This is a genomic window from Sciscionella sediminilitoris (assembly GCF_000737195.2).
Taxonomy (GTDB): domain Bacteria; phylum Actinomycetota; class Actinomycetes; order Mycobacteriales; family Pseudonocardiaceae; genus Sciscionella; species Sciscionella sediminilitoris.
In genome coordinates this window covers 1-23343 of sequence record NZ_JALM01000061.1, presented here as the reverse complement: position 1 = coordinate 23343, position 23343 = coordinate 1, and the positions used below count along the sequence as shown (strand labels likewise).

The following is a 23343-nucleotide window of genomic DNA, read 5'->3' as shown; positions in this document are numbered from 1 at the left end:
TCCGGTTCTACTGGGAGCCCGGCCGGGCTCTGTTCTTCCGGAGACTCCCCGGTGATGGCCGGATCTACGTCAATGGTTCCAGGATATCAACCGCGCTTGGCGCGGGAGCGGGCGGCGAGCACGCGGTCGGGGCCGCAGATGCCGCACGGGGTGAAGCCGAGATCGCGGGCCTCGCGCACCGGGAGGGGAATCGTGTCCCGTTCGCCGAGCCAGCCGCAGGCGGTGAGGTGGTACCTCGGCCGTTCGTCGATGACCACGACCTCGTCCTCGAGTTCGGTGACCGTGAGGAGATCGGCCGCGTCGGTCTCCTCCTCGCCCGGCTCCACATCGTCAAGATCGTCGCGCACCTGTTCGCTCCCCGTCTCACGCCCGCCGTCCCCGGCGGTCTCGCTCGCCGCTTCCCGGGACTCGGCCATCCCGGATCCGGCCACCCCGGCCGATTCCGGTTCGGCCGGTTCCTGCCCCGCTGCTTCCGGCGCAGCTGATTCCGGCTCTGCCGGTGCCGACTCGGTCGATCCCGCCGCGTCCGGTTCCGCTGCCGCCGGTTCCGGCGCGGTGCCGTCCGATCCGGCCGCCGGGAGCACGGTCGTCGCCGCGCTCTCCGTGGCGGGCCGTTCGATCTCCCCGGTTTCACCGGCCTCGTCCCCACCGGGGGTGTCTTCTCGTTCGCTGTCCTGCCCGGACTCGCCGGGCCCGGCCAGAACCTCGGTGGCCTCGCCGGCTGCCGGTTCCGCGGCGGCGGTGTCCGGCGCCTGGGCTTCCTCGGCCGCCTCGGGTTCCGCCGTCGCCTCGGTGTCCGCGGTGTCTTCGGGAACCGGCTCCGGTTCGGCCTGTCCCTCCGGCTCTCCCCGGCCGGAGCGCCTGCGGAGCACATCGACCACGAGCACGATCGCGGCGAGGACGCTCGCTCCGATGGAGAGCCAGGCGAACAGGCCGTAGCCGACGGCCAGCGAAGCGACGAGCAGCCCAAGCGCGATGATCACGAGGGCGAGGACAATGATCAACACGTGGCCTGCCTACCAGCGAGCGTGGCCCGACGCCAGTGACGACGCCGAGCCACGCTCAAATCGATGACGAACCGAAAAACCTATCCCGCTTCGGCGCGTGGGCTGCCGAACGAGTACCCACCCTGCTGGGAGCCGGACTGGTTGCCTTCCGAGGGTGCCGCCGGTGCACGGTTGTCCAGATCGCGCAGGCTGGACTCGAGCATGGTCTTCAACCGCGTGCGGTATTCGCGTTCGAAGGTACGCAGCTTCTCGATCTCCTGATCGAGCGCGTTCTTCTCCTTGGTCGCCTGTCCGATGACCTCGGTGTGCTTGCGCTGTGCTTCGCGCTCGAGCGAGGTGGCCTTCTCCCTGGCCTGCCGCTCGACGGTCTCCGCGCGGGTGCGCGCCTCGTTCAGCATGGTCTCCGCGCGGGTGCGCGAGTCGTTGACCATGGTGTCCGCCTTGGCGCGCGCTTCGGAGAGCAGCTGCTCGGACTTGGTCCGCGCCTCGGAGAGCATCTTGTCCGACTCGGACTTGGCCTCACCGGTGAGCCGGTCGGCCATCTCCTGGGCGAGTCCGAGCACCTTGGCCGCCTGGACGTGGTGGTCACCGCCCTGACCGGCCGCGCCCGCCAGTGCCGCCGCCGCGCTCGCGGGGCCGCCGGCACCCGGCTGCTGCGCCTGCGTCTGCTCGAGCGCACCTGCCGGGGGCACCGTGGAGAGCCTGCGCGGCTCGTCGGCGCGCTGCTGCGGGGCCGCTGCCGCCGCCTTGCGTGCCTCGTCCGCCTCCGAACGCGCCTGCTCGAGCTGTGCGTCGAGCTGCTCGATCTGCTGCCGCAGTTCGGTGTTCTCCTGGGTGAGCTGGGCAAGCTCGGACTCCACGAGGTCGAGGAATGCGTCAACCTCGTCCTCGTTGTAGCCGCGCTTCCCAATAGGCGGCTTACTAAACGCGACGTTGTGCACGTCCGCGGGGGTTAACGACATCAGATCACCTCACGCGCTCCATAGCTGCACGCACCCTTCACCCCGGGTACGACCACCGCATCCCGATGAACACGGCGAACAGCAGCACCATAATAGATAGGTCCAGTCCGACGCCCCCGATCCGCACCATAGGAATCAACCTACGGAGCAGCTTCACCGGAGGGTCCGTCATTGTGTAGATCGTTTCCAGCGTGACCGCAACCCCTCCGGCCGGACGCCAATCCCGCGCGAACGAACGCGTGAGTTCGACGATGATCCGGCCGGTGAGCAGCACCCAGTACCCGAAGAGCACGTAGTAGAGCACTAGCCGGAAGAGGTCCACGCCGTAACTCTACCTTTTCGTTATCTACGACCGAAGTACCCACCCTCGGCGATCCGCCGCTTGTCCTCCGCGGTGACGTCGATATTGGGTGGTGACAGCAGGAAAACTTTACTTGTGATCTTGTCGATGTCCCCGCGCATGGCGAACGCGAGGCCGACCGCGAAGTCCACCAGCCGCCTGGCGTCCGCGTCCTCCATCTCGGTGCAGTTCATGATCACCGGGGTGCCGTCCCGGTACGGCTCGCCGATCTTGCGGGCCTCGTTGTAACTGTGCAGGTGCACCGTGGTGATCTTGGACAGCGGCAGTTCCTCCGGAACCGGTGGGGCGGCGGGGACCGCGCGGATCCTCGGCACCGGTTCGGGCTGGGGCTCCATGGCCAGCGAACCGCGAACCGGCGTGCGGGACGCTGCGGCCGACTCCCAGGGCCGCGGCGCGGGGCGCACCGGTTCGTAGTCGTCCTCGTAGTCGTCCCGGAACTCGTGGTGGTAGCGGTCGGCGGGTGCGCGCCGGTCCCGGTAGTCGTGCGCGAACTCGTCGGAGTAGTCGTCGACCTCGTCCGCGGGAATCATGCCGAAGTAGGCCTTCAGCTTCCGTAGTGTGCTCATGGCCCTCCCGCCACTTACCTCGCCCGATAGCGGCCGCAGGGCCCTGCCCTACCGCGCGATCTCTTACTCTTCCGGGGAGATTAGTGCCCGTTCGCCGAGCAATGCGGTTCCGACACGCACGCATGTCGAGCCGTGCGTGATCGCGGCCTCCAGATCGCCGCTCATCCCCGCCGAGAGCCGGGTGGCATCCGGATGTTCGGCACGAAACGCCTCGGCGAGCGCGGCGAGACGGGCGAAGGCGGGTTCGGGTTCGGCGTCCAGTGGGGCGACCGCCATCAGGCCGCGCAGCCGCAGGGTGTCCGTGCCCGCGATCGCCGCGGCGATCTCCGGGATTTCCTCCGGCGCGCACCCGCCGCGTCCCGGCCGCTCGTCCAGGCAGACCTGGACGAGCACATCCAGTTCCGCGGTGCGCTCCCCCGCCTCCAGCGCGTTGCCGGTGGCCCGCTCCAGTGCCCCGGCCAGCCGCACCGAGTCCACCGACTGCACCTCATCGGCCCAGCGGACCACCGAACGCGCCTTGTTGCGCTGCAGCTGGCCGACCATGGACCAGCGCACCTCGGTTTCCGGATGTTCCCTGGTGAACTCCTCGACCTTGGCGGCGGCGTCCTGGGCCCGGTTCTCCGCGAAGGCGCGCAGGCCGAGCTCGGCGAGCAGCGCGTTGTCACTGGCCGGGAAGGTCTTGGTGACGGCGAGCAGTTCGACCTCGGCGGGAGCACGATCCGCCGCGGCACAGGCCCGGTCGAGCCGGTCCCGGACATCCGCGAGGTTCGCCTTCAGCGTGCCGAGCCGCCCGGTCACGGCTCGATCCAGGTGAGCGCGGCGAGCCTGCCGGTGGGCGCCGTCCTGCGATGACTGAACAGGGTGCCCTCCTCCACGGTGCACCGCGGATCCGCGCCGACCTTGCCGACGCCCAGCTCGGCGAGCTGTCGCAGCAGCCCGGCGCGCAGATCCAGCCCAGGCGTGCCGCGGCGGGTGGTGCACGCACTGCCCGGAAGGCGCTCCTCCACCTCGGCGCGCATCGGCTCGGGGACCTCGTAGCAGGCACCGCAGACCGAGGGCCCCAACAACGCCTCGGTGTCCCCGGCCCGCGCACCGAGCCCGGTCATGGCGTCCACCGCGGCACGGAGCACACCGGCACGGGCACCGACCCGGCCCGCGTGCACGGCGGCGACCACTCCGGCGCGCGGATCGCCGAGCAGGATAGGCACACAATCGGCGACCAGCGCGATCATGGCCAGCCCCGGTTCCGCGGTGACCACCGCATCGCTGGCCTCGACCGGTTCGGCGCACGGGCCGTCCACCACGGTGGCCGTCCTGCCGTGCACCTGTTCCATCCACACGAGCCGGTCCTCGGTGAGGCCGAGCTCGGTGGCCAGCCGCGACCGGTTGGCCGCGACCGATTCCGGGTCGTCGCCGACGTGATCGCCGAGGTTGAAGCTCGCGTACGGCGGCTTCGAGACGCCGCCCTCGTTCGTGGTGATTATCCGACGGATCCGCACGTGGCGAGTCTATCGGCGCATGAACGGCGGAACGTCGACCTCGTCGCTGTCCTCATCGGTCACCGGGACCGCGTTCGGCATGGTCGTCCCACTGGTGGGCAGTTCGCCGCCACGGGAGCCCTGACCCGGCTGCTGCTGGCGCTGCCCGGGATCACCCATCACGTTGCCCTGCACCGGGGTGTTGCCCATCGGATTGGAGTCCTGACGCGGGAACGGCTGCGGAGTGGGCGCCTGCACGGTCGGCGGTTCGGTGACCCCGGCGCCGTTGGCCGCGGCCTCGGGTGCCGCACCACCGGCCGGACCACCGTTGCTCTGGGGCGCGGGCTGAGCGGGCGCGCCGGTCTGCTGCGCACCGCCCTGCTGGGCCTCACCCTGCTGCGGGGTCTGCTGGCGGGCGATCGCCTGCGGCTCGAGCTTCTTGTGCGTCGGGGTGCCGCTGTCGAACCCGGCCGCGATCACCGTGATGCGGACTTCGTCGCCGAGCGAATCGTCGATGACGGTACCGAAGATGATGTTCGCCTCGGGGTGCGCGGCCTCCTGCACGAGCGAGGCGGCCTCGTTGATCTCGAACAGCCCGAGGTCCGAACCACCCGAGATGGCCAGCAGTACCCCGTGCGCACCGTCCATGGAGGCTTCGAGCAGCGGGGAGTTGATGGCCTTCTCCGCGGCCTGCACGGCCCGGCCCTCACCGCGCGCCGAACCGATACCCATCAACGCCGAGCCCGCCTGCGACATCACGCTCTTCACGTCGGCGAAGTCGAGGTTGATCAGCCCGGGCGTGGTGATCAGGTCGGTGATGCCCTGGACACCGGAGAGCAGCACCTCGTCCGCGTTGCGGAAGGCGTCCATCAGGGACACGCCCTGATCGCCGAGCTGCAGCAGCCGGTCGTTCGGGATCACGATGAGCGTGTCGCACTCGTTGCGCAGATCGGTGACCCCGGTTTCGGCCTGGTTGCCGCGCCGCTTCCCCTCGAAGGTGAACGGGCGGGTGACCACACCGATGGTGAGGGCGCCGAGCTTGCGCGCCACCGAGGCCACGACGGGCGCCCCGCCGGTCCCGGTTCCGCCGCCCTCGCCTGCGGTCACGAACACCATGTCCGCGCCCTTGAGGACTTCCTCGATCTCCTCCCGGTGGTCCTCGGCCGCGCTGCGCCCGACCTCGGGATTGGCCCCGGCACCGAGACCGCGGGTGAGTTCCCGGCCGATGTCGAGCTTGACGTCCGCATCGGACATCAGCAGTGCCTGCGCGTCGGTGTTGATCGCGATGAACTCGACGCCCTTGAGGCCGACCTCGATCATCCGGTTGACGGCGTTGACGCCGCCGCCGCCGATGCCGACGACCTTGATCACCGCGAGATAGTTTTGCGGGGGTGTCATCGACGTCCGCCCTCCTGCGTTGCTTGACCGTGTACCGCGAACAAAACCTTTGACCTCTAGTTAAGACTTAGGGCCGGATCAACCCCGTAGGTCATCGAAAGACGCTATGCAGCGCGCCCGGTTCGGTAAAGCAGCCACGCCGTACGAGGGCGAATTCCGGTGACAACACAACACCGAAGCGAGACTCCTGCCGGACACTCAGCCCCCGGAGACGGTCGGCATGTCGGGCGTCGCCACGTCGTAGATCTTCCCCTTGCGGGTGAGCAGCGCGGCGAGCACCTTGTTCTTGCGGTCGTTGTCGACGTTCCCGCCCCACTTCACGGTTTTCCCGTCGCGCAGCACCAGTTCCACGTCGTCCGGGGAATTGGCCGTGATCGCCGCGGTCTTGGCACGCAACTGCGGGGTGATCCGCTCGGCGATCCCGAGTGCCGCGCGCACCTTCAGATCCCCCGGCTGCACCGGGCCGACCCGCAGTTCCATCTCGTCCTTGGGCGGTTTCGGCGCGCTGGCGAACGGAACCCCGTTCGCGTCGATGAGCTGCACGGAGCCGTCCGCACCCCGGGTCCAGGCAGCCGGACTGCGTTCGGTGATCCGGATGTCGATGGTGGACGGCCAGGAACGGGAAACCTCGGCGGTTTTCACCGGGGCCAGTCCGGTCACCCGGTCCGCGATCGCCCCGGTGTCCGTGCCGAACATCGAGGACCCCAGTTCCACGTTCGCCGTCTTGCGGACCAGATCGGCGGACACCCGCGAGTTCCCGCTCACCGCGACCGAGCCGACGGTGAACAGCGGGGTGAAGAACAGCACGATGATGATCGCCAGCACCAGGAGCACGATCCCCAGCGCGACGAGCCGCCTGGTACGGATGCGCCCGCGCGAGGGCCCGTCGGGGCGCCTGCTCGGTGCCCGCCGCGCGCTGGTTGCCGTCATGCCGTCCGGTCCCTCACTCGCTCGTTCCCTCGGCGACTCGTTCCAGGGCGGCCAGCAGGTCGGAGCCGAGCATGGTGACGTTGCCCGCGCCCATGGTCAGCACCAGATCACCGGGACGGGCGCGTTCCACGACGAGGGCGACGGCCCGCTCGAACGAGGGCTCGAAGTGCACCTTGTCCTCGGGCAACGGCACCTGCGCGGCGATGATCCCGCCGTGGACCCCGGGTTCGGGTTCCTCGCGCGCGCCGAACACGTCCAGCACCACGACCTCGTCGGCCTTGCCGAGCGCGGCGCCGAACTCCGCGGCGAAGTCCCGGGTCCTGGAGTACAGGTGCGGCTGGAAGACCACGATCAGCCTGCCCTCGCCGACCACCAGCCGGGTCGCGGTCAGCTGCGCGTCCACCTTCGTCGGGTTGTGCGCGTAGTCGTCGTAGATCCGCACCCCGGCCGCGCGGCCCTTGAACTCGAACCGCCTGCGCACCCCGCTGAACGCGGCGAGCCCGTCGAGCAGCCCGTCCAGTTCTGCGCCCAGTTCCAGTCCGGCCAGCAGCGCCCCGGCCGCGTCCAGTGCCATGTGTTCACCGGGCACCGAGACCCGCAGATCGACCTGTTCGCTGCCGATCCGGACCACGACCGAGCCCCCACCGGCGCGTTCGGCCCCGTCCCCGGGAACCGGCTGGAACTCGGCGAGGACCGCGTCCTGCTCGCCGCTCGCGGAGAACCCGTAGCGGCGCACCCGGATGCCCCGCTGCTCGGCGCGCTCGGCCAGTGCCGCGGAACCGGGATCGTCCGCGCAGGCCACCAGCACTCCGCCGGGAGCGAGGCGCCCGAGGAACTGGTCGAACACCTCCACGTAGGCCGCGGTGCTGCCGTGGTGATCGAGGTGGTCCGCCTCCACGTTGGTGACCACGGCGACCGAGGGGCTGAAGGACAGGAAGGAGCCATCGGACTCGTCGGCCTCGGCGACGAACACCCCGCCCTCGCCGTGATGCGCGTTCGCCCCGGACTCGTTGAGGTCCCCGCCGATCGCGAAGGAGGGATCGAGCCCGCAGTGCTGCAGCGCCACGGTCAGCATCGAGGTGGTCGAGGTCTTGCCGTGCGTCCCGGTCACGCACGCCACCCGATGCCCCTCCATCAGCGCGGCGAGCGCCTCGGCCCGGTGCAGCACGGTGAGCCCGCGCCTGCGTGCCTCGGCCAGTTCCGGATTGGACTCCTTGATCGCGGTGGACACCACGACGATCCGGGCTCCCCCGTCGAGCTGGTCGAGGTTCTCCGCGGCCTGCCCGATCGCGATCCGGGCTCCCTGCGCGCGCAAGGCCAGCACGGTGCGGGATTCCTTGGCGTCCGAACCGGAAACGTGGGCCCCGCGGGCGACCAGGATGCGGGCGATCCCGCTCATCCCGGCGCCGCCGATCCCGATCAGGTGGACGTTGTCGAGTGGTGGATTCACGAGACCTCTCCGAGAACCATGTCCGCGAGGACATCGGCGGCCTCCCGGTGCCCGGTTCGCGTCGTCGCCGCGGTCATGCCCGCGAGGCGCTCGGGATCGGTGAGGATGCCGGTGACGAGTTCGGTGACCTTGCCCGCGCTGAGCGCCTCGTCCTCGACGAGCACCGCCGCGCCCGCGTCCACGGCCGGGCGCGCGTTGTTCGCCTGTTCCCCGTTGCCGTGCGGGAGCGGGACGTAGACCGCGGGCAACCCGAGCGCGGAGACCTCGGCAACGGTCATCGCCCCGCTGCGGCACAGCACCGCGTCGGCGGCCGCGTAGGCGAGGTCCATGCGCTCCAGATACGGCGTGGTCACATAGGCGGGTGCGCCGGAAACCTGTTGCACGGCAACGGTGTTCTTCGGGCCGTGCGCGTGCAGCACCCCGATCCCGGCCCCGGCGAGCCCCGCGGCGGCCGAGGCGACCGCATTGTTGATGCTGCGCGCGCCCTGCGAGCCGCCGAACACCAGCAGGGTCGGCGCTTCGGGGTCGAGGCCGAAGTGCTCGCGGGCCTTGGCGCGCATGCTGGTGCGGTCGAGGGTGGTGATCGACTCACGCAGCGGGATACCGATCGGGCGTGCCCCGGGAAGGGCGATCCGGTCGTTCGCGGTCGCCACCTTGGCGGCCATCCGCGCACCGACCTTGTTCGCGATCCCGGGCGGGATGTTGGTCTCGTGCACCACGATGGGCACGGTGCCGCGCGCCGCGAGGTAGGCGGGCAGCGCGACGTAGCCGCCGAACCCGACGAGCACATCGGCCCCGTTCTCGCGCAGCACCTTGCGGGTGTCCCGCACCGCGGCCCGCACCTTGAGCGGGAGGCGGAGCAGTTCACCGCTGATCTTGCGAGGCATCGGCACCGGCGGGATCAGCTCCAGCTGGTAACCGCGCGCCGGCACGATCGTCTTCTCCAGTCCGCGTTCGGTACCGAGCGCGATGATGCGCGCGTCCGGCCGCTTGCGGCTGATCGCGTCCGCGAGGGCGAGCGCGGGCTCGATGTGTCCCGCGGTGCCGCCACCGGCGAGCACCACGCACGGTGCCTTGCCCTGGGGTGCGTTCTCGCCGTGTTGTGTCGGGGCGGTGCTCACCGCCTGCCTCCTGCTCTACGTTCGTCTCGGGGCATCCGCCTGTTCGGTTCCCACTTGCTCATATGGGCACGACGATAGCCGTTCGCTCCCGGGCCCGTCGGCGGGCGCTGTGCCTGCCGGGGCGGAGTGCTCGGCCTGGTCGGGGCTCGCTTGCTCGGCGGGGCCTTGTACGGCTCCGGCGCGGGCAGCCGGAGCAGCCTGCCGAAGGTGCCCGGGCCCTGGTTGCGCAGCGCGGAGACCGCCTCGGGTTCGTTGCGCGCGCAGTTGGCGAGCACCCCGAACACCGCGAGCGTGACCGCGGCCGAGGTACCACCGTAGGAGATCAGCGGAAGGGTGACCCCGGTGACCGGGAGCAGGCCGATCACGTAGCCGATGTTGATCGCGGCCTGGGTGACCAGCCACACCGTGAGCGCGGCGGAGACCAGGCGGATCCACGGATCGGTGTTGCGTGCGGCGATCCGCAGCCCGGCCCAGGCCAACAGCGCGAACAGGCCGAGGACCACGGCGCAGCCGAGGAACCCGAGCTCCTCGCCGATCAGCGTGAAGATGAAGTCCGTGTGGATATTGGGCAGATAACCCCATTTCGAGGCGCCCTCACCGAGCCCGCGACCGAAGAAACCGCCGTCCGCGAGCGCCTGCAGGGACTGGTTGTACTGCAGACCCGCACCACGTGGATCGGCGTTCGGGTTGAGGAAGGAGAACACCCGCGCCACGCGGTAGGGGGCGGCGAAGGCGAACAGTCCCGCGACCACGACCGCTCCGGCCAGGATCCCGCCGAACAACCGCAGCGGGGCACCGACGAACCACAGCAGCGCGAGCAGCACGATGCCGAGTGAGACCGCGCTGCCCATGTCCGGCTCCAGCGCGACAAGGGCGAGCAGTACGAGGCCCACCGGAAGCAGCGGAACCAGCAGATGCCGGTAGCGGTGCAGCAGATTGCGCTTGAGCACCAGCACGTGCGCCCCCCACAGGGCCAGCGCCAGCTTGGCCAGCTCGACCGGCTGCACCCCGAACCCGCCGATCCGGATCCACCCGCGCGCGCCGTTGACCGCCGGGGTGAACAACACGAGTACCAGCAGCAGCGCGCAGACCCCGATGAAGATCCCGGACAACCGCCGGATCAGGGACAGCGGGGTGCGCAGGCCGATGTAGAACAGCACCAGCCCGATGCCCATGAAGACGGCCTGCTTGGTGAAGTACGAATAGGCGCCGCTGCCCTGCTGTACCGAGAGTGTCGAGGAAGCGGAGAGCACCATGATCAGCCCGAGCACCATCAGCAGGCCCATGACGGCCAGGATCAGGTGGAACGAGGCGAGCGGGCGGGAGAGCCAGGCCGTCAGCGTCTTGCGGGCCCCGCGCAGGAGCTTGCCGAGCGCCTTCGGCCCGGCGTTCGATGTTGTCGCCATGCCGCGGATTACCTCGTCACGGCCGCCGCGAAGGCCTCGCCGCGTTGCTTGTAGTCGGTGAACATGTCCATCGACGCGGCCGCCGGGGCGAGGAGCACGGTGTCACCGGGTTTCGCGAGCGAGCGTGCCGCGGTGACGATCTCGGACATGGTGCGCATGGGATTATCGTGCCCGCTGAAACCCTTCACGACCGGGACCTCGGGCGCGTGTCGGGCAAGCGCGGCCTCGATCTGGCCCGCATCGGTGCCGATGAGCACCGCGGCGCGCAGCCGCGAGGCGGCGCGTTCGACCAGTTCGTCCACCGAGGCGCCCTTGAGCAGACCGCCCGCGATCCACACCACGTTCTCGTACGCCCCGAGGGAGGCGGCGGCCGCGTGCGGATTGGTGGCCTTCGAATCGTCCACGTAGCGGATCCCGTCCCGTTCGGCGACGGTCACCGCGCGGTGCGCGTCCGGGCGGTAGGCGCGCAGTCCTTCGCGCACCGCCCGCGCGTCCGCCCCGGCCGCCTGGGCGAGCGCGGCCGCGGCGAGCGCATTGGCCAGGTTGTGCGGTCCGGGCGGGTTGACCTCGGCGATCGGGGCGAGCTCGGTACCGTCCGGGGCGAGCAGGGCCGTTCCGGAGAGCCGGTAGCCGTGCTCCGCCTCCCCCGCGGTGAACGGCATCCGGTTCGCCGCGCGGCCCGCGAGCCGGGCCGACCACTCGTCCCGCGCGTTGTACACGGCAAGCGGTTCGCCACGGTAGATGCTGCCCTTGGCCTCCGCGTACGCCTCCAGGCCACCATGCCAGTCCAGGTGATCCTCGGCCACGTTGAGCACCGTGGCCGCGGTCATCCGCAGGGTGTTCGACCAGTGCAGCTGGAAACTGGACAGCTCCACCGCAAGCACCTGGTGGCCGTCCCGTACCGCCTCGATCACCGGGAGCCCGACATTGCCGCAGGCCACCGCGTCCAGTCCGGCGGCGCGCAGCATCGATTCGAGCATGCCCACGGTGGTGGTCTTGCCGTTGGTGCCGGTGACGCCCAGCCAGGTGACCGTGTCCGGAGCGGCCCGCCAGGCCAGCTCCACCTCGCTGATCACCTCGATACCGCGCGCCGCCGCGGCCGCGAGCACCGGTGCGTCCGGGCGCCATCCCGGGCTGGTGACCACGAGTTCGGTGCCCTCCGGGGGCTCGGTGAGCCCGGCCTCGGTGTGCACGGAGAACTCGCGCAGCCGTTCGGCGTTCGCATCGGTGACCGTCACCTCGGCACCGGCCTCGATCAGCGCGGTGACCACCGAACGCCCGGTCACCCCCGCCCCGGTGACCAGGACCTTCCGTCCGGCGAGCGCGGTCACGCGACGCTGAGCCATTCCGTGTAGAACACGCTCAGCCCGACGAGCGCGCAGATCGCCGCGAGCAGCCAGAACCGCACGATCACCGTGGTTTCCGCCCACCCGGCGAGTTCGAAGTGGTGATGGAAGGGCGCCATCCGGAACAGCCGCCGCCGGGTCGTGCGGAACACCGCGATCTGCAGCACCACGGTGATGATCTCCACCACGAACAGTCCGCCGATGATGATCATCAGCAGCTCGGTGCGGGTCACGATGGACAGGCCGGCCACGAGTCCGCCGAGCGCCAGCGATCCGGTGTCCCCCATGAAGATCTTGGCCGGTGCCGCGTTCCACCACAGGAATCCGCCGACCGCGCCGAGCGCACCGGCCGCGACGATCGCGAGGTCCTGGGGATCGCGCACCAGGAAGCAGCCGGGGGCGAAGCCGACCGTGCAGGAGTGGCTGAACTGGAAGAACGTGATCACGATGTAGGTGGTCAGCACCATCGCGGAGCAGCCACCGGCGAGCCCGTCCAGGCCGTCGGTGAAGTTCACCGCGTTCGACCAGGCCTGCACGGCGAGCACCGCGAAGATCACGAACCCGATCGCGCCGAGCGGGATGATGCTGATGTCCCGGATGAACGAGAGGTTCGTCGAGGCCGGGGTGATCCCGGAACGGTTCGGGAAGTTCATCGCGAGCAGGCCGAAGGCGACCCCGGCGAGCACCAGCCCGATCGTCTTGCCTGTCTTGTTCAGCCCGAGGTTGCGCGCCCGGCGCAGGCCGATGAAGTCGTCGAGGAAACCCACCAGGCCGAGTGCGGTCATCAGGCCGAGCACGAGCAGCCCGGAGATGCTGATCCCCTCGGCGTTGTCCGAGGTCAGCCAGGAGATCAGGTGGGTGATCAGGTACCCGGCCCATGCGGCGGCCACGATCGCCACCCCGCCCATGGTCGGCGTGCCGCGCTTGGACTTGTGCCCCTTCGGCCCCTCATCCCGGATCTCCTGACCGAAGCCCTGCTTGGAGAAGAGCTTGATCAGATACGGGGTGAACAGGATCGACACCACGAGCGCTGCCCCGGCGGCGATCAGGATCCCCTTCACTTCGTGCCTCCATCGGTGGTCGTGGCTGCTGTCGGCTCGGCGAGCACCGCCTCGGCGATGCGCCAGAACCCGAGCGAGTTCGCGGCCTTGATCAATACCACGTCGTGTGGGCGCAGTTGCGCGCGCAGTAGCCGAACGGCGGCATCGGGGTCCTCGACGAAGACCGCTTCCTCACCCCAGGAGCCTTCCATGGTCGCCCCGGTGTGCACCGGCCGCGCCCCCTCACCGACCACGATGAGCTTGGCGATGTCCAGGCGCACCGCCAGCCGCCCGATCTCGTCGTGCAGCCGCGCGGACTCCGCGCCGAGTTCGGCCATGGCACCGAGCACCGCCACGGTCCGGCGCGGCGGTGTGGCCGAACGCCCCATGGTGGCCAGCGACTTCAGCGCCAGCCGTACCGCCTCCGGGCTCGCGTTGTAGGCGTCGTTGACCACGAGCACGTCGTCGGCGCGGGTGCGGACCTCCATCCGCTTGCCCGAGCGCGGTGTCGCGATGCGCAGCGCCTCGGCGATCCCCTCGATCCCGGCCCCGGCGGCGTGCGCCACCGCGGCGGCCGCGAGCGCGTTCGGCACCTGGTGGCTGCCGTGCAGGCCGAGCGCGACCTCGGCACGCCCGTCCGGAGTGACGAGGGTGAACCGGGCCCGGTCGAGCTCGTCGGCGCGGATGTCCTCGGCGCGAATCTCGGCGTTGTCCCCGGTGCCGAAGCTCAGTACCCGGGCCCGGGTCGCCATCGCGGACACGTAGGGATCGTCGGCGTTGAGCACCGCGGTCCCGTCCGCGGGCAGCGCGGCGGGCAGTTCACCCTTGGCTTGCGCGATCGCCTCCCGGGAACCGAACTCGTCCACGTGCGAGGTTCCGACGTTGAGCACCGCGCCGATCGAGGGAGTGGCGATCCGGCACAGGTTCGCGATGTGCCCCGCCCCGCGCGCGGCCATCTCGAGCACCAGGAAGCGGGTGTCCCGATCGGCGCGCAGCACCGTCCACGGCACCCCGATCTCGGCGTTGAACGATCCGGGCGGGGTCACGGTGGGACCGAGCGGTTCGAGCAGCTGACCGATCAGGTCCTTGGTGGAGGTCTTGCCCGCCGATCCGGTCACCCCGATCACCCGCAGCCCGCCGGCGGCCAGTTCGCTGGCCACGTGCGCGGCGAGCGCGGCCATGGCGGCGAGCACCGCGGCCCCGCTGCCGTCGGTATCGGCCTCGAGCGCGTAGATCCCGCTGTTCGCCGCGGCGGGCGGCACGATCACCGCGGGAGCGTCCACCTCGCGCGCGGCCAGCACCCCGCTCGCACCCGCCTCGACCGCCTTGGCGGCGAAGGTGTGCCCGTCCACCCGTTCCCCGGGCAGGGCCACGAACAGGCCGCCGTGGCCGAGCTTGCGCGAGTCGAACTCCACGGTCCCGGTGACCGTCTCGGAACCGTCCGCCCGGTGCAGCCTGCCGCCGACGATCTCGGCGATGCGTGCGAGTGTCAGTTCGATCAACTACTCGGCCCCTGTTGCTCTCGTGGTCCCTGCGCTCCCGGTCACTGTGCCCTCCTGATCGCCGCTTCGAGCTCGTCCCGGTCCGAGAACGGGTGCACGACACCCTCGATCTCCTGACCGGTCTCGTGCCCCTTTCCCGCGACGACGAGGACATCCCGTTCCCCGGCCCGGCTCACCGCCTCGGTGATCGCCGCGCGCCGGTCCCCGATCTCGAGCACCTCGCCGCGCTCGCCCTCGGGCACCGCGTAGGCGCCCTCGAGCATCGCTTTCCTGATGGTGGACGGGTCCTCGGAGCGCGGGTTGTCGTCGGTGACCACGAGCACATCCGCCATCCGCGCGGCCACCGCGCCCATCTGCGGGCGCTTGCCCCGGTCCCGGTCCCCGCCGCAGCCGAGCACCACGATGATCCGCCCGCCCGAACCGGACCGCTCCAGCTGGGTGCGCACCGCGCCGATTGCGAACTCCACGGCCGCGGGCTTGTGCGAGTAGTCCACGACCGCGGTGAACGACTGGCCCGCGTCCACCCGCTCCATCCGGCCGGGCACATCCACCGAGGAGAGCCCGTGCGCGATGTCACCGACCGGGACACCCGCCGAGTAGAGCACCGCCGCGGCCAGGATCGCGTTCGCGACGTTGTACGAACCGGGAAGGCGCAGCGCCACCTCGAAGTCCACCAGCGGCCCGTGCGCGATGAAGGACTGGCCGCCGTCCGGAAGGGAGCGCACCCGGGAGGCCGACCACAGCGCGTCCGGCCCGTCCTCGGTACTGCGCACGGTGATGGTGCCGGACCGGACCAGCCGCCTGCCCCATTCCCCGTCCACGTTCACGATCTCGGTTCCCGATCGCCCGTCGAACAGCTTCGCCTTGGCCTGGAAGTAATCCTCCATGTCCCGGTGGAAGTCCAGGTGGTCCTGGGAGAGGTTGGAGAAGGCACCCACCGCGAACCGGATCCCGCCGACCCGGTGCATCACCAGCGAATGGCTGGACACCTCCATGGCCACGTCGGTGACCCCGCGCTCCACCATCACCGCGAGCAGCGCCTGCATGTCCGGCGCCTCCGGCGTGGTGAACGCGCTCGGCAGCCGTTCCCCCGCGACCCTGGTCTCCACGGTCCCCACGAGCCCGGTGGTCCGGCCCGCCGCGGCGAGCCCGGCCTGGACCAGATAACTGGTCGTCGTCTTGCCCGAGGTGCCGGTGACCCCGAGCACGGCGAGGTGCTCGGAGGGGTTGCCGTACACCTGGGCCGCGAGCTCACCGAGCACGGCGCGCGGGTCCTCGTGCACCAGCACCGGCAGCCCGGTACCGGTGACCTCCTCGAGCACGGCGCCCGCGGGATCGGTGAGGATCGCCGCGGCCCCACCACGGTGGGCCGCGTCGGAGAATTTCCCGCCGTGCACGTTCGCCCCGGGCAGTGCCGCGAACAGATCCCCGCCGAGCACGTGCTGCGCGCGCAGGGTCACCCCGGTGACGAGCGCGTCGGTGGTACCGGTCAGCCGCGCGCCCGCCGCGGCCGCCAGTGCGCCGACGTCCACCGGCGTCGTCCGGGCAGGCCGGGGTGGTGGCGCGGCGACCTTGCCGACCCCTGCCGCGCTGGCGAGCTTGTTCACCACATGAATTCCCTGCTGTTGCTGCTACCGCACGGAGAATATCCGTGTGCGCGCAAAGGTTACCGGCGAGCCGATCGCGCGCCGTTCTCGCCTCGGCGAGTCGGCGGCGAGCGGCCCCGAACCGCCGGTGATCAGTTGAGTACGAACTTTACCTTCGGGGTCGGACCGTCGGAGAGCGGCACGTTGTAGCGCTGCGTCAGGTACGAGGCGAGGTCGTGGAACAGCGGTGCCGCGGTCTGTCCGCCCTGACCGGTCGGCCGGTCGAGCATGATGGCCGCGACGAACCGCGGATGGTCGGCCGGGAACAGTCCGGCGAACGTGGTCGTCTGCTCGGACTGGGAGTACTTCCCGGTCTTCGGATCGACCTGCTGCGCGGTACCCGTCTTGCCCGCCACCTGATAGCCGTCCAGGGCCGCCGAGGGCGCGGTGCCCTCGTTCGGCGAGGGCGCCTTCTGGGTGACCGAGCGCATCATGCCGACCAGTTCCTTGGCCGCCTGTTCCCCGATGACCCGGGTCCCCTTCGGCGACTTGTGCTCGACCACCTTGCCGTCCGGTCCGGTGCTGGACTGGATGATCCTGGGCGGGATCCGCATCCCGCCGTTCGCGATCGCCTGGTAGACGCTGGCCATCTGCAGCGTGGTCATCGAGTAGCCCTGACCGAACGGCAGGTTGCCGAAGGTGCTCGCCGACCAGTTCTTGCGCGAGGGCAGGAATCCCGGGCTCTCCCCGGCGAGCTCGATCCCGGTTCGCTGCCCGATGCCGAACTTTTTCAGGTACTGCTCGAACTTCTCCGGTCCGAGCCGGTTGGCGATCTTGAGGATGCCGACGTTGGAGGACTTCGCGAGGATCCCGGTGAAGGAGAACTGCTGCGTCGGGTGCGACCAGTCGTCGTGCACCGTCCGGTCGGCGACCTTGACGCTGCCCGGAACGGTGATCACGTCATCGGGTTTGGCGACGCCTTCCTGCAGCGCGCCGGCCGCGGTGATCGCCTTGCCGACCGAACCCGGTTCGAACGGCGAGGAGATCGCCGGATCGCCCATGTTGTTCGAGTTCAATGTGGACGGATCGTTCGGGTCGTAGTTCTTGTCGTCGGCCAGCGCCACGACCTTGCCGGTCTTCACGTCGAGCACGGCGATCGAGCCGCCGCGCGCCTTGACCTTGTCCCGGTACTCGTCGAGCAGTTGCTGCGTCTTGAACTGCACATCCTCGTCGAGGGTCAGCTGCACATCCATGCCCGGAACGGCAGGGCGCACATCCCGTTCGGTGCCCGGGATGACCACATCGCTTCCGTTGCCGGTGTCCACCTCGCGGCGGCCGTCCTTGCCGGCGAGCTTGGCGTTGAGCGCGTGCTCGAGCCCGGTGAGCCCCTTCATCCCCGGCGGCTTCTGATCCTTGCGCCAGCTCGCCATGCCGACCACGTTGGCCGCGACGCTTCCGGCGGGGTACCGGCGCATGGAGCGCTTTTCCTGCCCGATGTCCGGGAACTTCTCCCGGATGGTGGCGGCGACCTGTGGGTCGACCTTCTCGTCCAGGTAGGTGAAGGTGCGATCGGAACGCAGCCGGGCGAGCGCGTCCTGCTCGTTGAACTGATCTCCGAGCTGCTGCTTGAGGAACCCGGCGATGTCCGCAGCGTGCTGATCGTAGGAGACCGCCCGGCCGCCGCTCTTGACCACCTTGCTCTGCGCGTCGTCCCAGATGCCGCGCATCGCCTTCGGCCGGGCGGTCAGCGCGACCACATCCACGGAGAAGGCCATCTTGGTGCCCTGCGCGTCGGTGATCGTGCCGCGCTTGGCCGGGATGGAGACGGGGGTGATGCGCTGATCCTCCGCGGCGGAGGCCAGCTGCGGACCGTCGAAGGCCTGCACCTTGACCAGCTGCACGGTCGCGAGCACGAGTGCGCCGACCAGCAGCACCCGTCCCACGATGATGCGTGCCGGCCTGCGCGTCTTGTCCGCTCGGGACAGCGCGCGCGAGATCGACGCCTTGCGTACGCCGATACTGCCTCGCGTTCGTCCTGGCATTGGGGACCTCCCTCCCTCTGGCCTTCGTGGACCGCTAGCGATTCGGCTAATGCCCTGCCGGTGGCCGCGCGCCACCCGCCACGTTGTCCCCGTTGTCGGCGGGGGCCGCGTTGTCCGTCGGTGCCCCGCCCGGGCTCTCTCCCCCGTTGGCCTTGGCGGGATCCTCCGCGGGCTTCGGTTTCCCGATCAGCTTGACCTTGCCGTTCTTGTCGACCAGCAGGTGCGCCGGATCGGCTGCCGGAACCATGCCCAGCTGCTTGGCCCGCTGTGCCAGCGACGTGGCCGAGTTGGCCTCGGCGACCTGCTGCTGCAGGCGTTCGCGCTGCTGACCGAGCGAGGTCGTGGTGTCCTTGAGCTTCTCCAGGCGGTAGGAGTCCGCCGTCGCCTGCGTGGACAACCACAGCGTCGCCCCGACCCCCGCGACGAGCAGTGCGATGAGCAGGACGACGAACGAAGCGGTGGAAGCACTCGCCGCGGCCACCCTCGTCCTGGCCGCGGGCTTCGCCTGGCGCGGCTGGCGCACCGGCTGGGTGCGGTGCAGCAGCTTCTGCGAATGCTCGAAACGTTGTGCTCGCCGGGCGTACGCCTTTGTCGCGGCCGCCGAACGGGGCCGTGCCCCGGTTCCCCGGGTGCCGGCCGTGCCGCGGGTACCCGTCCTGGTTCCTGGTGCGGTACTCGTCGTCATCAGCGTGCCTTTCCGCTCTCGGGAAGTTTCTCGGCCGCGCGCAGCCGAACCGAGGCCGCGCGCGGATTGTGGGCGCACTCCTGCTCCCCTGCCTGCTCGGCGCCACGCGTGACCAGCCGCAGGCTCGGCCCGTGTCCGGGCAGTTCGACCGGAAGGCCCTCCGGTGTCCTCGACCGGGCCCGTCCGGCAAGCTCGCGCTTGACGATGCGGTCCTCGAGCGAGTGATAGGACTCGACGACGATCCGTCCCCCCGGGGCGAGCGCGTCGAGCGCCGCGGGAAGTGCCGTGCGCAGCACCTCGAGCTCCGCGTTGACCTCGATGCGCAGCGCCTGGAAAGTGCGCTTGGCCGGGTGCCCTCCGCTGCGCCTGCTGGCCGCGGGCAGCACCCGGTAGAGCAGTTCCACCAGCCGTGCGCTCGTCTCGAACGGAGCCCGCTCGCGTTCGCTGAGCACCGCCGAGGCGATCTTGCCCGCGAACCGCTCCTCCCCGTACTCGCGCAGGATCCTGGCCAGTTCACCGTGCGGGTAGGTGTTCAGCACCTCCGCGGCGGTGATCCCCTGCTCCGGATCCATCCGCATGTCCAGCGGAGCGTCCTTGGCGTAGGCGAATCCCCGCTCGGCCGCGTCCAGCTGCAGCGAGGAGACCCCGAGATCGAACAGCACCCCACGCAGTTCGTTCCCGGTCCGCCCGGCTTCCTCGGCGACCCGGCCGAACTCGTCGAACCGCGCGTGCACGCCCTGGAAACGGGCCCCGAATCCCGCCAGACGTGCACGCGCGCGTTCGAGTGCGCTCGTATCCTGGTCGACCCCGAACACCGTGAGCCCGGGAAACCTCTCCAACAGCGCCTCGGTGTGCCCGCCGAGGCCGAGGGTGCAGTCGACGAGCAGCGCGCCGGGCTCACCGAGCGCGGGCTCGAACAGCTCGAGTACCCGCTCGAGCAGCACCGGCTCGTGCGTGTACCCGGCCACCGCGGTTCCCTTCGCCGGCTCCCCGCCGATGCGCTGTGGTCTCGGTCCGCCGCCGTTACCTGACGCCGGGGAAGTTGCGTCAGGGCCCGAGTACGGGCGGACAGAGACCACAGCGCACCGCGAGCGCGTCAGAACACGCCTGGGAGCACCTCCTCCTGCGCTTGCGCGTAGGAGTCCTCGTGTTCGTCCTGATAGCGCTGCCAGGCCTCGGCGTCCCAGATCTCCAGCCGGGTGACCGCACCGATCACCACGCACTCCTTCGCCAGCCCCGCATAGCGGCGCAGCTCCGTCGCGATGGAGATCCGCCCCTGACCATCCGGCCGCTGCTCGTCCGTCCCGGCGAACAGGTACCGCTGGTAGGCGCGCACCGCCTCGTTGGTGAAGGGCGCTTCCGCGACCTTGCGTGCCATCTGTTCGAACTCGTCGCGGGGAAACACGTACAGGCAGTGATCCTGTCCCTTGGTGATCATGAGCCCGCCCGCGAGGGCGTCCCTGAACTTCGCGGGCAGCGTCAACCTGCCCTTGTCGTCCAGACGCGGAGTGTGCGTACCGAGGAACACCGGCACTCACCTCCGCGCAGCTCCGGCAACCAGCGACCGAACCGTCCGCCACCGCGTTGCCCCACATGTCACCACTGTACCCCACGATCAACCACCGTCAACCGCTCCCACTCGGTATACCGCATCGAAGGAATGACGTCCATGCAGGCCAGCGCGGTGGAGCGAGGTGGGGGCGAAGTGGGGGAAACGCGCCCTGCCGCCGCTCCCAGGCCGCCCATCCAGGCCTCCCCCCACCGCCCACCACCGGTAAAATCGCAGGTCAGGAACGATCACCGGAAGCTGGTGGGGCAAAACGGGGGGCGAAGTGGGGAGCGTGGTGGAGCCCGTGGTGGGGACTCGTGGGGAGGGAGGTGGTGGCGTTCACCTGCACGGTGCGGGAACCTGAGGGCAGTACGTGGGCGGGATTCGTCGCGAATCGCCTTCGGGCCACAATTGACGGGCGCACTGCCAGCACACCAGGGTCGGCAGACAGGAGGGTCGAGTGACGACGAGTCCGAGGACGGGTACCGACGACGGGGTCCTCGGCAGGCACGAGCACCTGCCGGTCGGCGAACACGGCGCACACGCGGGCGCCGGGATCGACGGTGCCGGGTTCGAGGGCATCGACCGGGAGACGATCGACCACGTCCGCTCGGTCGCCGGACGGATCGGCGCCAATGTGGAGCGCGTGCTCGTCGGCAAGCCCGAGGTGGTCCGGATCGCGCTGGTCACCCTGCTTTCCGAAGGGCACCTGCTGGTCGAGGATGTGCCCGGGGTCGGCAAGACCTCGCTGGCCAAGGCACTCGCCCGGTCGATCGACTGCTCGGTCTCCCGCATCCAGTTCACCCCGGACCTGCTGCCCAGCGACGTGACCGGGGTGTCCATCTTCAACCGCTCCACCGGCGATTTCGAGTTCAGCCACGGTCCGGTGTTCGCGAACCTGGTGGTGGGCGACGAGATCAACCGGGCCTCCCCGAAGACCCAGTCCGCGCTGCTCGAGTGCATGGAGGAACGCCAGGTCACGGTGGACAACACCACCTATCCGCTTGACCGCCCGTTCATGGTCGTGGCCACCCAGAACCCGATCGAGATGGAGGGCACCTACGCGCTGCCGGACGCCCAGCGCGACCGGTTCGCGGCACGCGTCTCGATCGGTTATCCCGACCCGAGCGCCGAGCTCGCGATGATCGACGAGCACTCCGGGCACGATCCGCTCGCCGAGCTCGGCCCGGTCTCGGGCGCCGCGCAGGTGCGTTCGCTGATCGCGGCGACCTCCCGGGTGTTCCTGGCCGGCGAACTGCGCCGGTACGCGATCGAACTCGTCGGGGCCACCCGGCGGCTCGCCGAACTGCGCCTCGGTGCCTCCCCGCGCGCCACGCTGCACCTGGTGCGGGCCGCCCGGGCGCACGCCGCCCTTTCCGGACGGGAGTACGTGGTCCCGGACGACCTGCAGGCCGTCGCCGTTCCGGTACTCGCGCACCGGCTCGTGCTCACCCCCGAGGCGGCCGCGGCCCGCCGCTCCCCCGGCGAGCTCGTGCGCGCACTGCTCGGCAAGATCCCGGTACCGCACGCACCGGCAAGGCGATGATCAACACGGGCATGACCACACGGGGGCGCTGCCTGCTGGCTGCCGGGGTCGCCGCGGCCGGGTGCGCGGTGGTGCTGGATGAGCGGGACATGCTGCGGGTGGCCGTATTCGTGTTCGCCCTCCCACTGCTCGCCACCCTGGTCGCGCGCTGGGCGCGCACCCGGCTGCGGTGCACCCGGAGCCTGCGCCCGCACCGGGTCGCCGCGGGCAGCAGGACCGAGGTGCTGTTGCACCTCTCCAGTGCCTCCCGGCTGCCGACCTCCGGGGTGCTCGTGGAGGACACGGTGCCCTACGCGGCGGGCGCGAAACCCCGGTTCGTGATCGACTGGCTCACCTCGGGCACCGTCGAACTGCGTTATCCGCTGCATCCGATGCTGCGCGGCGTGCACCCGATCGGCCCGGCCGTGGTGCGCGTCTCCGATCCGTTCGGGCTGGCCGAGTTCAGCCGCAGGCTCGGTGAACCGGCCGGTCTGCTCGTGGTGCCGCGCACGGCGAAGCTGCACGGGATGCCGGTGGGACACGGATCCGCGGACAGCTCCGGTCCACGGCGCGCCCGGGCCGGGCACGGTGAGCAGGACGCGATCGTGCGCCAGTACCGGCACGGCGACGATCTGCGCAAGGTGCACTGGCGGTCCACCGCGCACCGGGACGAGCTGATGGTCCGCATGGAGGAGCGCCCCTCCGGTGGCGGCAGCACGGTGCTGCTCGACCACCGCGCGGCGGCGCACCGCGGGCACGGTACCGGGGCCTCGGTGGAGTGGGCGATCTCCTTCGCCGCGAGCGTGTGCCTGCACCTGCACGCGCACGGTTTTCCGGTGCGGCTGGTCACCGAGGACGGTGCCGAGCTCGCCGGGCAGGACGGCGCGGCCGATCAGGGCCAGGCCACCCTGGACGCGCTCGCCGCGCTGCGCCCGACCCACCGGCGCGAGCTCGCGATGCCGGGCGGGCTCGCCGAGGAGCGGGCGATCATCGCGGTGCTCGGCGCCTGTTCGCGGCCCGCGCTCGGGGAACTGATCGCCAGCACCGCGGGGCACACGAGCGGACTCGCGGTACTGCTCGATGTCGGGGCGTGGAGCCCGGGTGACACCGGCGAGATCGCGGATGTCCACGAGGGCGCGCAGCTGCTCACCGCGGCGGGCTGGGCGGTCGTGATCGCCGGACCGGGCGATGGGCTCGCCGACACCTGGCAGCGGTTGTGCGAGGCGGCGAAAGCGGCGACCGGACACCTCGAGGTTCAGCCGTGAGCGCGCATATGAGCGAACCGAGGACACCGCGCCCGCGCGAAGCACCCAGCTCCCCCAGGCAGCGAGCGCACGTGAACGAGCTTGCGAGCGAACCGAGGACACCGCGCCCGCGCGAAGCGCCGAG

21 protein-coding genes are annotated in these 23343 nt (G+C 70.5%); 2 read left to right on the top strand and 19 right to left on the bottom strand.

From position 1 onward, the window contains the following. Window positions 1-86: 86 nt before the first annotated feature. The 19 genes from AD72_RS37685 to mraZ all read right to left on the bottom strand — a co-directional run bounded on the left by AD72_RS37685 (window position 87) and on the right by mraZ (window position 20408). Window positions 87-1007 carry a hypothetical protein gene (locus AD72_RS37685; RefSeq protein ID WP_031468544.1) on the bottom strand — a complete coding sequence of 307 codons (921 nt, stop codon included), beginning with the start codon at window positions 1005-1007 and terminating at the stop codon, window positions 87-89. An 80-nt stretch (window positions 1008-1087) separates the two neighbouring features. Further along, window positions 1088-1969, bottom strand: a complete 882-nt coding sequence (wag31, locus tag AD72_RS22505) for a DivIVA-like cell division protein Wag31 (protein ID WP_031468543.1) — start codon at window positions 1967-1969, stop codon at window positions 1088-1090. 37 nt (window positions 1970-2006) lie between these two features. Continuing rightward, window positions 2007-2291 (bottom strand): YggT family protein, encoded by a 285-nt coding sequence (locus AD72_RS22500; RefSeq protein WP_031468542.1) that lies wholly within the window; start codon window positions 2289-2291, stop codon window positions 2007-2009. A 20-nt stretch (window positions 2292-2311) separates the two neighbouring features. After that, window positions 2312-2896, bottom strand: coding sequence for a cell division protein SepF (locus tag AD72_RS22495; protein ID WP_031468541.1), 585 nt, complete (start codon window positions 2894-2896; stop codon window positions 2312-2314). 63 nt (window positions 2897-2959) lie between these two features. After that, window positions 2960-3694: a YggS family pyridoxal phosphate-dependent enzyme gene (locus tag AD72_RS22490; protein ID WP_031468540.1), complete on the bottom strand. Its 735-nt coding sequence runs from the start codon at window positions 3692-3694 to the stop codon at window positions 2960-2962. Next, window positions 3691-4395: a peptidoglycan editing factor PgeF gene (gene pgeF / locus AD72_RS22485; RefSeq protein ID WP_031468539.1), complete on the bottom strand. Its 705-nt coding sequence runs from the start codon at window positions 4393-4395 to the stop codon at window positions 3691-3693. Before pgeF ends, AD72_RS22490 begins: the two co-directional genes overlap by 4 nt. A 9-nt stretch (window positions 4396-4404) precedes the next feature. Beyond that, entirely contained in the window at window positions 4405-5772 is a 1368-nt protein-coding gene (gene ftsZ, locus AD72_RS22480; RefSeq protein WP_031468538.1) for a cell division protein FtsZ, read from the bottom strand. Window positions 5773-5970: 198 nt separating this feature from the next. After that, entirely contained in the window at window positions 5971-6702 is a 732-nt protein-coding gene (locus AD72_RS22475) for a cell division protein FtsQ/DivIB (RefSeq protein WP_051898892.1), read from the bottom strand. A 13-nt stretch (window positions 6703-6715) separates the two neighbouring features. Next, window positions 6716-8101: a UDP-N-acetylmuramate--L-alanine ligase gene (gene murC, locus AD72_RS22470; RefSeq protein ID WP_231644934.1), complete on the bottom strand. Its 1386-nt coding sequence runs from the start codon at window positions 8099-8101 to the stop codon at window positions 6716-6718. A 47-nt stretch (window positions 8102-8148) separates the two neighbouring features. Next, window positions 8149-9273: an undecaprenyldiphospho-muramoylpentapeptide beta-N-acetylglucosaminyltransferase gene (gene murG / locus AD72_RS22465; RefSeq protein WP_031468535.1), complete on the bottom strand. Its 1125-nt coding sequence runs from the start codon at window positions 9271-9273 to the stop codon at window positions 8149-8151. Beyond that, a complete protein-coding gene (gene ftsW / locus AD72_RS22460) occupies window positions 9270-10679 on the bottom strand; it encodes a putative lipid II flippase FtsW (protein WP_031468534.1) in 1410 nt (469 codons plus the stop codon). Before ftsW ends, murG begins: the two co-directional genes overlap by 4 nt. An 8-nt stretch (window positions 10680-10687) precedes the next feature. Then, window positions 10688-12025, bottom strand: coding sequence for a UDP-N-acetylmuramoyl-L-alanine--D-glutamate ligase (gene murD / locus AD72_RS22455; RefSeq protein ID WP_031468533.1), 1338 nt, complete (start codon window positions 12023-12025; stop codon window positions 10688-10690). Beyond that, on the bottom strand, window positions 12007-13086 hold the full coding sequence (gene mraY / locus AD72_RS22450) for a phospho-N-acetylmuramoyl-pentapeptide-transferase (RefSeq protein ID WP_031468532.1): 1080 nt from the start codon (window positions 13084-13086) through the stop codon (window positions 12007-12009). The genes murD and mraY overlap by 19 nt, the downstream gene beginning before the upstream one ends. Then, complete coding sequence (locus AD72_RS22445; protein ID WP_031468531.1) at window positions 13083-14567, bottom strand: UDP-N-acetylmuramoyl-tripeptide--D-alanyl-D-alanine ligase; 1485 nt, start codon at window positions 14565-14567, stop codon at window positions 13083-13085. The genes mraY and AD72_RS22445 overlap by 4 nt, the downstream gene beginning before the upstream one ends. Before the next feature lie 41 nt (window positions 14568-14608). After that, window positions 14609-16177, bottom strand: a complete 1569-nt coding sequence (locus AD72_RS22440) for a UDP-N-acetylmuramoyl-L-alanyl-D-glutamate--2,6-diaminopimelate ligase (RefSeq protein ID WP_051898891.1) — start codon at window positions 16175-16177, stop codon at window positions 14609-14611. Between the two features lie 128 nt (window positions 16178-16305). Then, complete coding sequence (locus AD72_RS22435; protein ID WP_231644933.1) at window positions 16306-18195, bottom strand: peptidoglycan D,D-transpeptidase FtsI family protein; 1890 nt, start codon at window positions 18193-18195, stop codon at window positions 16306-16308. Between the two features lie 46 nt (window positions 18196-18241). After that, a complete protein-coding gene (ftsL, locus tag AD72_RS22430; RefSeq protein ID WP_051898890.1) occupies window positions 18242-18880 on the bottom strand; it encodes a cell division protein FtsL in 639 nt (212 codons plus the stop codon). After that, window positions 18880-19848: a 16S rRNA (cytosine(1402)-N(4))-methyltransferase RsmH gene (gene rsmH, locus AD72_RS22425; RefSeq protein WP_031468527.1), complete on the bottom strand. Its 969-nt coding sequence runs from the start codon at window positions 19846-19848 to the stop codon at window positions 18880-18882. The genes ftsL and rsmH overlap by 1 nt, the downstream gene beginning before the upstream one ends. Window positions 19849-19976: 128 nt before the next feature. Further along, window positions 19977-20408: a division/cell wall cluster transcriptional repressor MraZ gene (gene mraZ / locus AD72_RS22420; protein ID WP_026197385.1), complete on the bottom strand. Its 432-nt coding sequence runs from the start codon at window positions 20406-20408 to the stop codon at window positions 19977-19979. Between the two features lie 481 nt (window positions 20409-20889). On the opposite strand from mraZ, the gene AD72_RS22415 reads away from it, so the two are divergent. Both AD72_RS22415 and AD72_RS22410 read left to right on the top strand, forming a co-directional pair. After that, window positions 20890-21975, top strand: a complete 1086-nt coding sequence (locus AD72_RS22415) for an AAA family ATPase (RefSeq protein ID WP_037346974.1) — start codon at window positions 20890-20892, stop codon at window positions 21973-21975. An 11-nt stretch (window positions 21976-21986) separates the two neighbouring features. Continuing rightward, entirely contained in the window at window positions 21987-23219 is a 1233-nt protein-coding gene (locus AD72_RS22410; RefSeq protein WP_231644932.1) for a DUF58 domain-containing protein, read from the top strand. Window positions 23220-23343: the final 124 nt, after the last annotated feature.

Coding starts and splice junctions, on each gene's coding strand:
- wag31 (WP_031468543.1), bottom strand. CDS start 1,969: ATGTCGTTAACCCCCGCGGACGTGCACAACGTCGCGTTTAGTAAGCCG.
- AD72_RS22495 (WP_031468541.1), bottom strand. CDS start 2,896: ATGAGCACACTACGGAAGCTGAAGGCCTACTTCGGCATGATTCCCGCG.
- ftsZ (WP_031468538.1), bottom strand. CDS start 5,772: ATGACACCCCCGCAAAACTATCTCGCGGTGATCAAGGTCGTCGGCATC.
- AD72_RS22475 (WP_051898892.1), bottom strand. CDS start 6,702: ATGACGGCAACCAGCGCGCGGCGGGCACCGAGCAGGCGCCCCGACGGG.
- murC (WP_231644934.1), bottom strand. CDS start 8,101: ATGAGCGGGATCGCCCGCATCCTGGTCGCCCGCGGGGCCCACGTTTCC.
- ftsW (WP_031468534.1), bottom strand. CDS start 10,679: ATGGCGACAACATCGAACGCCGGGCCGAAGGCGCTCGGCAAGCTCCTG.
- murD (WP_031468533.1), bottom strand. CDS start 12,025: ATGGCTCAGCGTCGCGTGACCGCGCTCGCCGGACGGAAGGTCCTGGTC.
- AD72_RS22435 (WP_231644933.1), bottom strand. CDS start 18,195: ATGCCAGGACGAACGCGAGGCAGTATCGGCGTACGCAAGGCGTCGATC.
- ftsL (WP_051898890.1), bottom strand. CDS start 18,880: ATGACGACGAGTACCGCACCAGGAACCAGGACGGGTACCCGCGGCACG.
- AD72_RS22410 (WP_231644932.1), top strand. CDS start 21,987: ATGACCACACGGGGGCGCTGCCTGCTGGCTGCCGGGGTCGCCGCGGCC.